This is a genomic window from Methylobacter tundripaludum (genome assembly GCF_002934365.1).
GTDB lineage: Bacteria > Pseudomonadota > Gammaproteobacteria > Methylococcales > Methylomonadaceae > Methylobacter_A > Methylobacter_A tundripaludum_A.
On the sequence record NZ_PTIY01000015.1, the window covers coordinates 77017 to 90108 of the forward strand.

Genomic DNA, 13092 nt, shown 5'->3' on the forward strand with positions numbered 1-13092 from the left:
ATGATTTGTAACCTTATTTAATCATAATTATCAGCGTTCTATTTTTTTATTTGGCGGCTGAATGGCGGTTTATTTTGCGATAGTGCTTTAATCGATGAAGCGCCGGGTCAAGTCGCCAAATTCATCGATTCGGCGGTCACGCAGGAACGGCCATATTTGCCTGACCCGCTCGGCTCGAGCTCTATCAATCGTACAACTTAGCAGTTGGGTTTCGGAATCATCCGCGCTGGCGATGATTTCTCCCTGCGGTCCGGCGATAAAGCTGTTGCCCCAGAAGTTGATGCCGGACGCCGAGTCCGGCGCCTGTTCAAAGCCGATGCGGTTGCAGGAAATGACCGGAATGCCGTTGGCGACCGCATGGGAGCGCTGAATGGTAATCCAGGCATTCAATTGGCGTTGCTGCTCTTCGGGAGTATCTTCAGGATCCCAGCCTATCGCAGTCGGGTAAATCAATAATTCGGCACCGGCCAAAGCCATCAGTCTGGCTGCTTCAGGGTACCATTGATCCCAGCACACCAATACGCCTAACTTGCCGATAGACGTTTCGATCGGCTTAAAGCCCAAATCGCCGGGCGTAAAATAATATTTTTCATAAAAACCCGGGTCGTCGGGGATATGCATTTTCCGGTACTTACCGGCAATGCTGCCGTCCTTGTCGAAAACAACGGCGGTATTGTGATAAAGCCCAGGCGCTCTTTTTTCAAAGATGGTCGAGACGATGACGATGTTCAGCTTTTTAGCCACAGCGGACAGAATTTCAGTGGCCGGGCCGGGAATAGGCTGGGCGAGATCGAAGTTATTATAGTCTTCGCTCTGACAGAAATACGGTCCCAGATGCAGTTCGGGCAATACCACCAAGTCGGCATTGCCGGCTGCTGCCTCATGGATTTTGGCTATGGAAAAATCAAGGTTGGTTTGTCTGTCTGCATTGCAGGGCTGTTGAACAGCGCTAACGAGTAATGTCGATTTCATGATTGGGAGAGTGTAATGGTTTTTAATGGGCGTTATTTTATAACGATTTAGCGACAGTAAATAACCAAACTGCATTTTCGTTGTGAAAATGGGACGAACGCGATGCCGGAGCCGATCCCACGCCGGAGCGTGAGATCGATGTGAATGTATGGGGCTTTCGTTTAAACCGCAGCGCGCGCTCCCAGAGCCCCTTCAGGAAACTGCATAGTCATGCAGTGCAAGCTGCCGTACTGATGCACCAAGGGTTGGCATGGAACGCCGATGATCTCGCGGCCAGGAAAACAACCGGCCAAACGTTCCAACGCAACCGCATCCATCGGGTCTCCGTAAACCGGCACCATGACGGCGCGATTGATGATCAGGAAGTTGGAGTAATTGGCCGGGAGTTGCTGCCCGTCCTCATCGTAAATCGGTTTCGGCAACGGCAACGGCACCAGATGATAGACATCGCCATCATGAGTTCTCAGTGCCTGTAGTTGCGTTTCCATGAATTTCAGGCTGGTGTAGTGCGGGTCATCGGCGTCGTCGCAGCTGGTGTAGGCGATGGTGGTGGCGGAGCAAAAGCGCGCCAGGGTATCGATATGGGCATCGGTGTCGTCGCCGGTCAGGTTTTCCTGGTCCAGCCAGAATACCCGTTTTGCGCCAAGATGCTGAAGCAGTTGCTGTTCTATATCTTGTTGGCTCAGGCCTTTGTTACGGTTCGGGTTTAACAGGCATTGTTTGGTGGTCAGGATGGTGTCTATGCCGTCGCTCTCGACGCTGCCGCCTTCCAGAATAAAGTCCACGTCGGTATGGCTGGCGCCTTTAAAGGGTTTGGCGTTCAGCAGCTTATGATTGAGAGCGTTGTCGTTTTGGTGCGAGTATTTCTCGCCCCAGCCGTTGAACAGAAAGTTCATGTGCGTGATGGCGCCGTCTTTTTCGACGCTTAGAAAAACGGTGTCCCTGACCCAGATGTCATTCACAGCGGCGTGGATGAAGTCGATATTGTCGGGCTTGCTGATCAAGGTCTGGATATGCTGCTGATGGCTGTCATCCCTGCATACGATAAGCAGTTTTTGATATTGGCTGATGGTGTCGGCTATAACGCTGTAGGATTGTTCTACGGCTTCAAGATTACGAAAGTCGCCGGTTTTATGCGGCCACGCGATTAAAACAGCGGATTGTTTTTCCCATTCTGCTGGAAATCTGTTCATAAGTTTTAGTTTCCTGTAATTGTATGTTCCGGTTGTTTGTCGAAATTTGAGTGGAGCAACATTTCTTTAGCATGCGCCAAGGTGTTGGCGGTGATATTGACGCCGCCGAGCATTCTGGCGATTTCTTCAACGCGCTCTTCGGTTTCCAGTAACCGGACATTGGAAGAAGTAATATCGGTTTGGTTGTTCTTTTCAACGTAGAGATGGTGGTGCGCTTGTGCAGCGACTTGTGGAAGGTGGGTGACGCACATGACTTGCCGGTTATGGCTTAAGCTGCGCAGTTTTTGTCCGACGATTTCGGCAATGCCTCCTCCTATGCCTGAGTCTACCTCATCAAAAATCATGGTCGGGGTGGTTTTATCACTGGACGTGGTGACTTGAATCGCGAGGCTGATGCGCGACAGTTCGCCGCCGGAAGCCACTTTAGCCAGTGGTTTTGCTGGCAGGCCGGGATTGGCGCTGACCAGGAATTCGATTTTATCTTTGCCGTTCAGTTTGGGGGACTCGCTATCCAGCGTGCCTATGTCGATTAGAAATTCGCCTTGCGGCATGCCCAGTTCCTTGATCATCGCTGAAATTTGCTGTTGCAGTTTTTTGCCGCTAAGAAGGCGTTGCCCGGACAATTCGGCGGCCAGTTGGTGGTATTGGTCGTGCAATTGCTTGGCGCTTGCGGTTAAGGTCTCGATGCGCTCGCTGCTGTGAGTCAGCCCGTCGAGTTCCTGTTCAAGCTTGCTGACCAGTTCCGGCAGCTCGTCCGGGGTAACGTGATGTTTGCGGCTGAGGTTGTGAATAATGCCGAGCTGGTTTTCCAATTCTTGCAGGCGGTGCGGGTCGGCCTCTTGCGATTCGAGAAAACGGCGCAATTGCAGCGACGCCTCTTCGACCTGAATTTGGGCTTCGGACAGCATGGTGCAGATTTCGTTTAATTCGGGCGCAAATTGGGCAATGTAGTTTAATTCGACCAGGCTGTGGTTCAGTATTTGATTGACCGATTGCCGGTCGTCTTCATACAGCAGGTCGACCTGAGCCTGTCCGGTGATTAATATCTGCCCCAGATTGGCCAGCTTGCCGTGCTCTTCGGAAAGCTCGGCATAGCTGAAATTCGCCAGATCCAGCTGCTGCAATTCTTCAATCTGGTAGCGCAGCAATTCTTCGCGTTCGGTTTGGTCGACGCCGGCTTTAATCAGGCTTGCCAGCTCTTTATTGGTCTGGTGCCATTCCCGGTAACAGGCATTGACGCTGTCCAGCAGAGGCTGGTTTTTTGCGTAGACATCCAGCAGGCGGCGTTGCTCGTCGGCATTGAGCAGGGTCAAGTGCGCATGTTGGCCGTGAATTTCGACCAGCTTTTCGCTAAGCTCCTGCAAGGCCTGTAGGGTGACAGGGCGGTTGTTGATGTATGCTTTGGAGCGGCCGTCGCTATTTACAACGCGGCGGATCAGGCATTGGTGATCGGCATCCAGCTCGTTGTGCTTCAACCATTGCTGCGCCAGCGGCGCATCGGCCAAATCGAATTCCAGGTTAATCTCGGCGCGATTACTGTCGGGGCGCACATAGCCCGAATCGGCCCGGTCGCCCAAGGCGAGTCCCAACGCGGTCAATAAAATGGACTTGCCTGCCCCGGTTTCGCCGGTCAGCACCGACATGCCTTTTTCCAGGTCGAGATCCAGTGATTTAACGACGGCGAGGTCGATGATATTAAGGTTCAATAGCATGATTGTCTGTGTGGTAACCACTGCTCCAGTTTAATTTTTCCCTGAGGATATGAAAGAAATCATGGCCTTCAGGATGCAAAATTCTAATCGGTTTGGGTTCTTTCTTTATCAAAATCTTGTCGCTGATTAAAACTTCGGGAATTTCAATATGATCGCAAGTCACCAAGGCGTTGATTTGTTTGGTCTGGCAAAAGCTGATTTCAATTTCAGCCGAATCGTTGATTACGATAGGCCGGTTCGACAAGGTATGGGGATTAAGCGGCACCAGTACCAGCGCGTTTAACGCAGGATGCAAAATCGGCCCGCCGGCGGACAGGGAATAAGCGGTCGATCCGGTCGGCGTGGAAATAATCAGGCCGTCGGAGCGCTGGGAATTTAAAAATACGTTATCGATTTTGGTGATGATCTCTATCATGCTGGGCGTTACCCAGCGGTGGACGACCACTTCATTGACGGCGGTTTCTTCGTGGATAACGTGCCCTTCACGGATGATCTTGGTGCGCAATAAATAGCGTTTTTCCTCCGTGTAATGGCCTTGAAGGATATGAATCAGCTTATCGGACAGCTCGTCGGGCGATATGTCCACCAGAAAGCCAAGACGCCCCAGGTTGATGCCGATCAACGGAATATCGTATTCGACAATCGCGCGGGCGGCGGCAAGAAAAGTGCCGTCGCCGCCAACGGCGATAACCAGGTCGCAATGCCGGCCCAGTGTGTCTATGGAGCAGGATTTAACGGACGGATTGCCAATAAAATGCGCGCTGTCTTTTGCAACAATGACCGTGTACCGGTGTTGCTTTAAAAAAGCATGCAGCGAGGTCAACGTCGCGGCTATGCTTGGGTCGCTGGGTTTGCCTATGATGCCGATGGTCTCAAAAGGAGTCTGCATTGTTTGGATAACAATCATGAAATGAATTTGATTATACAAAAAATCCCAGGCAAGCCAACGAGTATTACTGATTCCCCGGATATTTCGGATGCCGTGCGGCGCGGTTTTGCCTTTTAACTTGATATTTTTCAACAATAGACACAATCTATGTAAACGGCTTGATGGAATCGGTTGGCAAAGCTGTGAAGACTGTAAGGCCGGTGTGAAATTATTAATTAAGGGGATTAACAATGAAACTATTGCACAGAAAAGACCTGTTCGGCTGGTCGGAATTCAATCGGGAGCGCAACCTCGATTTTCATAGCGTGCTTTGGGTACGCGAGGACGGTAATGTCTTGATCGATCCGTTGCCGATGTCCGAACACGATCACAGTCACCTGCAAAGCCTGGGCGGGGTCAGTTTTATCGTGATCACCAACAGCGACCATTGCCGCGACGCCGAACATATAGCCGAGGTGACCGGTGCTGCGATTTACGGGCCGGCAGCCGAGGAAGAAACTTTTCCGCTGGCATGCGCCCGCTGGCTTCACGATGAGGAAGAAATCGTTCCGGGGCTGGTAGCGTACCAGCTTAACGGTTCTAAAACGCCGGGAGAATTGGCCTTGCTTTTGAAGCACAGCACGTTGATAACCGGGGATTTAATCCGCTGCCATATCGGTGGCGAATTGTGCATGTTGCCGGACGAAAAGCTGAAGGATAAAGCCAAGGCCGTTCAATCGGTCAAACGCATCGCCGATTTGCCCGATATTAAAGCCGTTTTAACCGGAGACGGTTGGCCGCTGTTCAATCACGGCGGCGAAGCCTTGCACCGTCTGGCAAGATCGTTGAACCAATAGGTGACTTTTTCTTCTACAATATGCCGCTTGGCGGCGTCTTAAGACATACAGCGGGTTTTGTTAATGTGGGTACAAAAAGAGTTTTCATTGCCGGAAAAAAGCCGGGGCTTTCACCTGATCACCGGTGAAATCCTGAGCGTTATTCCCGAATTGGCTGCCGTCAAGTGCGGATTGCTGCACCTTTTTATCAAGCATACTTCGGCGTCGTTGACGGTTAATGAGAATGCGGACCCGACGGTGCGCCAGGATCTGGAAAGCCACTTTAATAGATTTGTGCCGGAAGGCGCACCTTATTATAAGCATGCCTATGAAGGCGACGATGACATGCCGGCCCACATCAAAAACACCCTGTTGGGTTCCAGTTGCAGTATTCCGATTACCGATGGCAAGCTTAACTTAGGGATCTGGCAAGGCATTTACTTGTGCGAGCACCGCAACCGGGGCGGCGGCAGGCGTATCGTAGCCACTATACAAGGACAGGCTAAAGCCACTGGGTAGACCTGGCGGTTGGTAGTCAATAGTTCAGGACATTGAGAGAGCATTTTGAAGATATTAGTAACAGGCGCCGCCGGGTTTATAGGTTCAAGCCTGAGCCTGAAATTGCTGGAGCGGGGCGACGAGGTTGTCGGCATAGATAATCTTAACGATTATTACGATGTTAATTTGAAACTGGCAAGGCTGGAACGCTTGCGCAGCTATGACCGGTTTAAATTCATCAAGCTTGAAATTGCGGATAAAAATGCAATGGAAGATCTTTTTGTCCGGGAGAAGATTCAACGCGTCATGCATCTGGCGGCTCAAGCAGGTGTGCGGCACTCGATAGCCAATCCGCATACCTATATCGATTCAAACATAGTCAGCTTCATCAACATACTGGAAGGGTGCAGACAGTGCGAGGTCGAGCATTTGGTCTATGCGTCATCCAGTTCGGTTTACGGCGCGAATACCAAAATGCCGTTTTCCGTCCATGACAATGTCGATCATCCTGTTTCCCTTTATGCGGCCAGCAAAAAAGCCAATGAATTAATGGCGCATACCTACAGCCATCTTTATCAGCTGCCGACCACCGGCCTGCGTTTTTTTACCGTTTACGGCCCCTGGGGACGGCCGGACATGTCGTTGTTCAGGTTCACCCGTAACATCCTTGAGGGTAAAGCGATAGACGTGTTTAATTACGGTAATCACCGCCGCGATTTCACCTATATAGATGACATCGTTGACGGCGTAGTCAGGGTTATCGATCAACCGGCCCAAGCGGATGCCGGCTGGTCGAGTGAAAACCCTGATCCGGCGACCAGCTTTGCCCCCTACCGTTTATATAACATCGGCAACAATAATCCGGTGCATTTGTTAGCGTTCATCGAAGCGCTGGAAAAATGTTTGGGCAAAACGGCGACCAAGAATTTATTGCCCATGCAGCCGGGCGATGTGCCCGATACCTACGCGGACATTTCGGATTTAGCGCGTGATTTGGGCTATAAACCCGTCACGCAGCTGGAAGACGGTATTAGGAATTTTGTTGAGTGGTATAAGGATTTTTACTGGGTAGATTTGTAGGTCGGGCAACGAAAAGCTGTTGCCCTGCTTTATATCTCGATTTTATCCGATCCCACAGATAAAATCCCCTGATGATCACCGGGCGGAAGACGGAGAAGCAGAGCCCGCCTGAGGCTTCGAGCCTGACGCGTAGAGTACGCTCTACTTGGCTGGAAATCTTGATATTCGACATGGATTGACTATTAAAATGCGTTAGAATTGCCCGGCCATTCCGGCATTCGTAAATGGTGCGCGGTGGCGCACCCTACCTGATTTTATATAAGGAGCTACCAACATGAGTGAAGTTGAAGAGCTTGAAACCCGCGTTCGCAACCTACCTAAAGAAGAATTCTCAAAGTTTCGAGACTGGTTTTTTGAACTTGAAAACGAAATCTGGGATAAGCAGATTAAATCGGATTTTCAAGCCGGGAAATTTAAACGGCTAGTTGAGAAAGCGCGAGAAGAATTTGCTCAAGGAAAGGCCCGCGAACTTTGAAGCACTACACCTCATCGGACTTCTGGATACTGTACGGGAAGCTTCCTGGCGAAATTCGAGAGCTTGCTGATAAAAATTACGAGTTGCTTAAAGAAAACCCTCGTCATCCATCTCTACAGTTGAAACGCATTGAAGAACTGTGGTCGGTGCGTGTAGGGCAGCACTACCGCGCTATTGGAATTGATGCTCCAGACGGGATTCAGTGGATTTGGATCGGCTCTCATGCCGACTATGACAAAATCATCGCCTAATGCCTAAAGGTACGCACGCGTACCCTACGGCTTGTCAGCTTGCCCGTCGTCAGCCCGCTCCCTCAATAATTAAGGCAACGGCGCATCCTGCAATCGGGTAATCCAGGCTTCTTTGGCTTGCGGGTCAACGTGGAAGGCAAGATTTTCCGATTTATGCAATAAGCCTTCTTCGCCTGAGGCATTAGGATTGAGTTGGCGTTTTTCGATAAAATCCGCCATGCGGCGCACGTTATAAATCAACAAGCCCCGATAGTGATTTTGGGTGCGATAAATTTGATAACCGACATTGCTTTCTTTAAACACGGGGTTGCGTTTTAGCCATTGTTCGATGCTGTCCGCATCATCATTGGCCAATTTCTTTAAAACTGACTGCGGATGTCGTTCGATAATGGTTTTAAAGTGGCTGCTCAAGCTGCTCGATAACTGATTGCGGTGCAGGGCGCGAATGTCCTCATCGTTTAAGTCGAAACTCTCGGCGACTAAATAATGTTTGTCGCGGTCGCCGTCATTGGCGAATAACGATATTTTTTCCAACGCCGAGTGTTGCAGCGCGGTCAGAAAAGAATCGGGGGCGCGAATGTGTTTATCGATTGTGACCACCCACGGCAACGCGCGTCCGGTTTGTTCAAAGCGTTGTTTTACGCTGCATACCACCGCGGAACGCGGTAATTCGTCTTCACGCCCTTCGGGTTTTACCAGGAACGCATCCACTGCGGTAATTTGCGTTTGAAACCCCGCCGCTTTGAATTGTTCGACGATGGCGGTGTAGCGCGGTTTGTACGGAATACCCGTGCCGTCATAAAGAATGTTGAAGCCGTGTGCGATGGCATGTTCCGCGACTAAGCTACGCAGACGGGTCGCAAACGGTTCGACGTAGACATAATCATCGCTATGGTGGCTGGCGGCAGTCAGCACCTGATATAAGTCGCTTATTTTGCGGAATTCATCCAATGACGTAATCACGAAATTATCGCCGCATTGGGCGGCGGCAATTTCTTCGACCGCCGTTTTACCGGAGCCTGCGCCGCCCATCGACATAAATAACTTGGGCTGGGGATCGGGTGTTTTGCCTGCAAAAATCGCCTGTTTCGCCAGTTCCAGTTTTTCAATGATGACGCTTAAGCGGTCATAGGCAATCTCCACCGCCCGCGCCAGGCGCTCATCGCCATCGGAGGCCAGCATTAGGGCGTCTTTTAAACCGTTTTGGCTTACCAAATCGAAAATGCCGGCCTTGTTGCCTGCGCACCGGCGCAACAATTCCATCAACTCGGTATGCGCGGGCGAGCGCAAGCCGGTCAATAAATTAATATCCAGGCAAAATAACGGCGCTGCGCCGTCGGCATCGATGCTGATACCGTCAATGTCGTGCTTGCCCGGAGCGCGCAAGGCTTCGGTGTTCGGCAAGTAACCGATCACATTATCCGCCGCACTGCGGGGATAATCGGCTAAATGCTTGCCGGCAAGGAACAGTTCTTTTTGAATGCCGGCGAACGGCACCAGGCCGCCGTTAACGGAAACCAGGCATTCAATGCCGTCGGCGGTTTTTTGCGATAAAAACGGAATGCCGAAGATGAAAGTTTTATTTTCGGGCCATTGGCCGTAACCGTTCGCGATGTTGTTTAGGCTTTGGGTGCGCGTTGGATCGAGCGCGTGCTGAAAAGCCAAGGTCACCGCTTCATGGGAGCTTTGAGTATCATGGAGCGAGATCGCATCAGTCGATTCCAGGCGCCTGAAATCAATGCCCGGTTCATAGACGCTCTTAAAAGCGGGCAAATTGCCTAAGGCGGTCATAAAAAAATCCAGGGTCAAGCGGTTGCCGTAGGAAAACGGGCGAACATTGCGCATTTGTCGATAAAACCGCGCCAAGCGTTCGCCGATGTTTTCGGTATGCATCACAAAACCGTTCTTATCGAAAACGGCGCTGTCGATATTATTCTCATCATTTAACACCAGGCATTCGATGGCTTCCCGAAAGGCTTTGCGCTTGGCGGCGTCGGTCATGGCTCCGGGACGATGATTGACGGTCGCCTGTTCTTTCCAGTCGCTGAATATCTCGCGGTGAATGCGGGAAAACAACTCCGTCATATAGGTCACGCGCTTGGCTTGGTCATGAGAAACGGTTTCTTCGGCTTCCTTGTGCAGTGTGGACAACAGCTTCGTCCCTTGCGCGATTGCCAACACCGTGCGTAATTTTTTTAGTTGGGCATAGCTTGATAATTGAGGCATTGTTTTGTCTCTAGTGCCGGTATTGATATGTCGTTTAGCTCAGCGTAAATCCGCTCATCCTTCGACAGGCTCAGGACGAACGGATTTACTTTTACCCGTCAAAATAGGATTGACTGAGTACTAGCGTTCTTTCCTATTTCCAAATGCTGACAATATTGGTGAAGTCGTCCGTCCAGGGCTTCATGTCGAAGTATAAGGGCATTTTTTGCCAGTTGCCGAGGCGGCTCAGGCGTAGCGGTTCCAGTGTTTCAGCCTGTTTTGCCATGACCACCCAGTCGGTCGCAACCACCAGCGGGATGTCCTGTTGCGGTTTGAATTCCTGGATCAGAGCGGCCAAATGCAGGGCTTCCGCATTGATCGACAAGACTTTCTTCAGCGACAAATGGCGGTTGGTCATGTGGAACGCCAGTATGCCGCCCGGTTTGAGTTTTTTGAAATAAAGCTCCAGCGCTTCCTTGGTCAGCAGGTGAGTCGGCACCGAATCGGAACTGAACGCATCCATGATTAATAAATCAAAATGCTGATCCGGCTCTTTTTCCAGCGACAAGCGGGCGTCGCCGACGCGCATTACGGCGTTGCGGGCGCATTGGCTCAGGTAGGTGAAATAGGCCGGGTTGCCTGCAATGTCCACCACCAGCGGGTCGATTTCGTACAGCGTCCAGTTTTGCTGGTCTTTGGCATAGCAGGCCAAGGCTCCCGCGCCCAGTCCGACTACGCCGATATTCCAGCTTTGATCGCTATTATCGTATTCCTTAAACAGCTGCCCCATAGGCCCAGGGCGGCTGTAATAGGTCAGGGGTATTTGGCTTAGGTTGGCAGCCAGGCGCTGCGCACCGTGTTTGGTCGTGCCGTGGAACAGTTCATGATAGTGTTCGGGCTTGCCTTGTTCATCGGTCAACACGGCGTCACGCACGGCCAGTACGCCAAAAAAGCTGCGTTCCTGGTACAGCGTATGCGAGGACAAGCCATGCACGCCGAGCGCCAGGAAAATAATCGCGCCGGTCATTAACGCGAAGCCGACCGGGCGCGTCCTGAGCAGATAGGTCAACAAGGTCAAGCCTATCAGGCCGATGACGATGGCGTCGAAATACTGGAGTAAATCGTCGACGGCCGCATGAAGAACTAAACCGGCAATAACCAGCAGGGCAGGGGCTATTACCTGCAACGCTAATCCGGCGTTCAATGACGGCTTCAGGCCGGGGCGCAGCAGCAGGGCCGCAACAATCATGATCGGGTATTCGTAAACCGCATTGAACACAAACGGCGCGACAAAGGTGTTGAACATGCCGCCCAACATGCCTGCAAACGACATGATCAGGTAGAAAGTCGTTAAATGCCGGGTATGCGGCCTTAGTTTCGCCAGCTCGCCGTGGCAGACCATCACCGCAAAGAAAAACGCGGTCAGGTGCAAAATCAGGTAGGCCCAGTAAGGCAAATCGGCCGGATTAATGAACGCGTAGGCGATAAACGGCAGCAGGAAAAGCGGTTGCAGCTTCACCATCAGCGGATGTATTTTGTCGTTCCATTTGGAAAAGACGATTACGAAAGACAATAAGTACAGCGTTAACGGGATAATCCACAGCAACGGCACCGACGCAATGTCGGTGCTGATGAAGTTGGTCAGGCCCAGCAGCAGGCTGGACGGCACGAAGGCCAGAGCCAGCCAGTGCAGTTTGGTGGCAAGGCTGAGATTGTTTTCGTCGGCGGCATCTATGTCATCTTGATGCTCGGTCGCTTGCCGGTTTTTCCATAGCGCAAAAGCGCAGCCCGCAATCAACAGGCAAAGCAGCAGATAGCCGACGCCCCAGTAACTCTTCTGATTAGCCAGTCCGATATTGGGTTCAAGCAGGAACGGATAACTCAGCAACGCAATCAGGCTGCCGGTATTGCTGGCTGCATACAGATAATAAGGATCATGGCTGGTGTGGTGGCCGGCATGGGCGAACCATTTTTGAATCAGCGGCGCGGTCGTGGATACGACGAAAAAAGGCAGGCCGATCGCAAGAAACAAAGTCCAGAGCAGCCAGAAGGTTGGGTTGCTCTCTGTCGGCGGGACGGTGTTTTCAGGCAGAGCCAACGGCAGCGCCAGAAAGCTGATCAGTATGACCACAGTATGAATCAGGATTTGGCGGTGCCGGCTGTAGCGCGTAGAAAGATAATGGGCGTAAAGATAACCCAGAAACAAAACACTCTGGTAAAACACCATGCAGGTGTTCCATACCGCAGGCGAGCCGCCCAGTAAGGGTAATAAAATCTTGCCGAACAGCGGTTGCAGCACAAACATCAGCGACGCACTGGTAAACAAGGTCGCGGCAAACAGGAAGATCAGGGATAAATTGCGGTCGGTTGTGTCTTGTGAATGGTGGCTCATTATTTTTATAGGTAGCCCTTTGGGCTTTTAATTTTTAATGGCTTAATGATAAAGCATTTGCCGCTGTAGAGGGCAGTTCAAAATTAAAAAAGGCGGCGTGAATCGTTCATCTACGCACCGCTTGCTCTTGGCTGAATTATTCCGCTTAGGAACGTGCATGAAATAACTTGAACAAGTTTTATTTTTCATTTTTTAACCATGAAGGACATGAAGCGGCATGAAAGGTTTAAGTCTTCATGTCCTTCATGCTCTTCATGGTAATGGCCTAAATTAATTTATGCACGATCCTTAAGAGGGTGTGTCCCATCTGTGCGCGGTTGTTTCAATCATTCCCATTGTGTACCATGTCACTGCATCACCAAACAACGTGCGCCAAAAATGCATCGTCACTCACTTCAAATAATATAAATCAATTGCTTACTTAAATAACGCTCATCATTCTGGCTGGGAATATAACAATACTTAGATTCAACTCATAAGTGCAATCGGCACTAATCGGAAAAGAAAAAGGTTAACTGATATAGTTTCACGCTTTTTTCAATCCGACCAAAGACGAGAAAGCGCATGAGAAACTATAAACAGCTAAGCCAAGAACAAAGATACCAGATTA

The 13092-nt window shown here is 50.8% G+C and carries 11 protein-coding genes; 5 read left to right on the top strand and 6 right to left on the bottom strand.

The window, feature by feature from the left end; all coding sequences use genetic code 11:
• Positions 1-87: 87 nt before the first annotated feature.
• The 4 genes from B0F88_RS16165 to B0F88_RS16180 all read right to left on the bottom strand — a co-directional run bounded on the left by B0F88_RS16165 (position 88) and on the right by B0F88_RS16180 (position 4766).
• A complete protein-coding gene (locus B0F88_RS16165; protein WP_104424983.1) occupies positions 88-972 on the bottom strand; it encodes a carbon-nitrogen hydrolase in 885 nt (294 codons plus the stop codon).
• 161 nt (positions 973-1133) lie between these two features.
• On the bottom strand, positions 1134-2165 hold the full coding sequence (locus B0F88_RS16170) for an agmatine deiminase family protein (protein ID WP_104424969.1): 1032 nt from the start codon (positions 2163-2165) through the stop codon (positions 1134-1136).
• Positions 2166-2170: 5 nt separating this feature from the next.
• Entirely contained in the window at positions 2171-3877 is a 1707-nt protein-coding gene (gene recN, locus B0F88_RS16175; protein ID WP_104424970.1) for a DNA repair protein RecN, read from the bottom strand.
• Positions 3861-4766 carry an NAD(+) kinase gene (locus tag B0F88_RS16180; protein WP_104424984.1) on the bottom strand — a complete coding sequence of 302 codons (906 nt, stop codon included), beginning with the start codon at positions 4764-4766 and terminating at the stop codon, positions 3861-3863. The genes recN and B0F88_RS16180 overlap by 17 nt, the downstream gene beginning before the upstream one ends.
• A gap of 230 nt (positions 4767-4996) precedes the next feature.
• Between B0F88_RS16180 and B0F88_RS16185 the strand changes: the two genes are divergently transcribed.
• The 5 genes from B0F88_RS16185 to B0F88_RS16205 all read left to right on the top strand — a co-directional run bounded on the left by B0F88_RS16185 (position 4997) and on the right by B0F88_RS16205 (position 7885).
• Positions 4997-5602, top strand: a complete 606-nt coding sequence (locus B0F88_RS16185) for an MBL fold metallo-hydrolase (RefSeq protein ID WP_104424971.1) — start codon at positions 4997-4999, stop codon at positions 5600-5602.
• Positions 5603-5665: 63 nt separating this feature from the next.
• Entirely contained in the window at positions 5666-6100 is a 435-nt protein-coding gene (locus B0F88_RS16190) for a secondary thiamine-phosphate synthase enzyme YjbQ (RefSeq protein ID WP_104424972.1), read from the top strand.
• Positions 6101-6145: 45 nt separating this feature from the next.
• Positions 6146-7159: an NAD-dependent epimerase gene (locus B0F88_RS16195; protein WP_104424973.1), complete on the top strand. Its 1014-nt coding sequence runs from the start codon at positions 6146-6148 to the stop codon at positions 7157-7159.
• 274 nt (positions 7160-7433) lie between these two features.
• The gene (locus B0F88_RS16200; protein WP_104424974.1) at positions 7434-7634 is read left to right on the top strand and encodes a hypothetical protein; all 201 of its coding nucleotides are present in this window, start codon (positions 7434-7436) and stop codon (positions 7632-7634) included.
• Positions 7631-7885 carry a type II toxin-antitoxin system RelE family toxin gene (locus tag B0F88_RS16205; RefSeq protein ID WP_104424975.1) on the top strand — a complete coding sequence of 85 codons (255 nt, stop codon included), beginning with the start codon at positions 7631-7633 and terminating at the stop codon, positions 7883-7885. The genes B0F88_RS16200 and B0F88_RS16205 overlap by 4 nt, the downstream gene beginning before the upstream one ends.
• A gap of 69 nt (positions 7886-7954) precedes the next feature.
• Here B0F88_RS16205 and B0F88_RS16210 read toward each other — a convergent pair whose 3' ends face one another.
• Positions 7955-10111, bottom strand: a complete 2157-nt coding sequence (locus tag B0F88_RS16210) for a zeta toxin family protein (protein ID WP_104424976.1) — start codon at positions 10109-10111, stop codon at positions 7955-7957.
• 133 nt (positions 10112-10244) lie between these two features.
• Positions 10245-12482 (bottom strand): fused MFS/spermidine synthase, encoded by a 2238-nt coding sequence (locus tag B0F88_RS16215; protein WP_104424977.1) that lies wholly within the window; start codon positions 12480-12482, stop codon positions 10245-10247.
• Positions 12483-13092 lie beyond the last annotated feature (610 nt).

Coding starts and splice junctions, on each gene's coding strand:
- B0F88_RS16170 (WP_104424969.1), bottom strand. CDS start 2,165: ATGAACAGATTTCCAGCAGAATGGGAAAAACAATCCGCTGTTTTAATC.
- B0F88_RS16200 (WP_104424974.1), top strand. CDS start 7,434: ATGAGTGAAGTTGAAGAGCTTGAAACCCGCGTTCGCAACCTACCTAAA.
- B0F88_RS16185 (WP_104424971.1), top strand. CDS start 4,997: ATGAAACTATTGCACAGAAAAGACCTGTTCGGCTGGTCGGAATTCAAT.
- recN (WP_104424970.1), bottom strand. CDS start 3,877: ATGCTATTGAACCTTAATATCATCGACCTCGCCGTCGTTAAATCACTG.
- B0F88_RS16165 (WP_104424983.1), bottom strand. CDS start 972: ATGAAATCGACATTACTCGTTAGCGCTGTTCAACAGCCCTGCAATGCA.
- B0F88_RS16190 (WP_104424972.1), top strand. CDS start 5,666: ATGTGGGTACAAAAAGAGTTTTCATTGCCGGAAAAAAGCCGGGGCTTT.
- B0F88_RS16180 (WP_104424984.1), bottom strand. CDS start 4,766: ATGCAGACTCCTTTTGAGACCATCGGCATCATAGGCAAACCCAGCGAC.
- B0F88_RS16210 (WP_104424976.1), bottom strand. CDS start 10,111: ATGCCTCAATTATCAAGCTATGCCCAACTAAAAAAATTACGCACGGTG.
- B0F88_RS16215 (WP_104424977.1), bottom strand. CDS start 12,482: ATGAGCCACCATTCACAAGACACAACCGACCGCAATTTATCCCTGATC.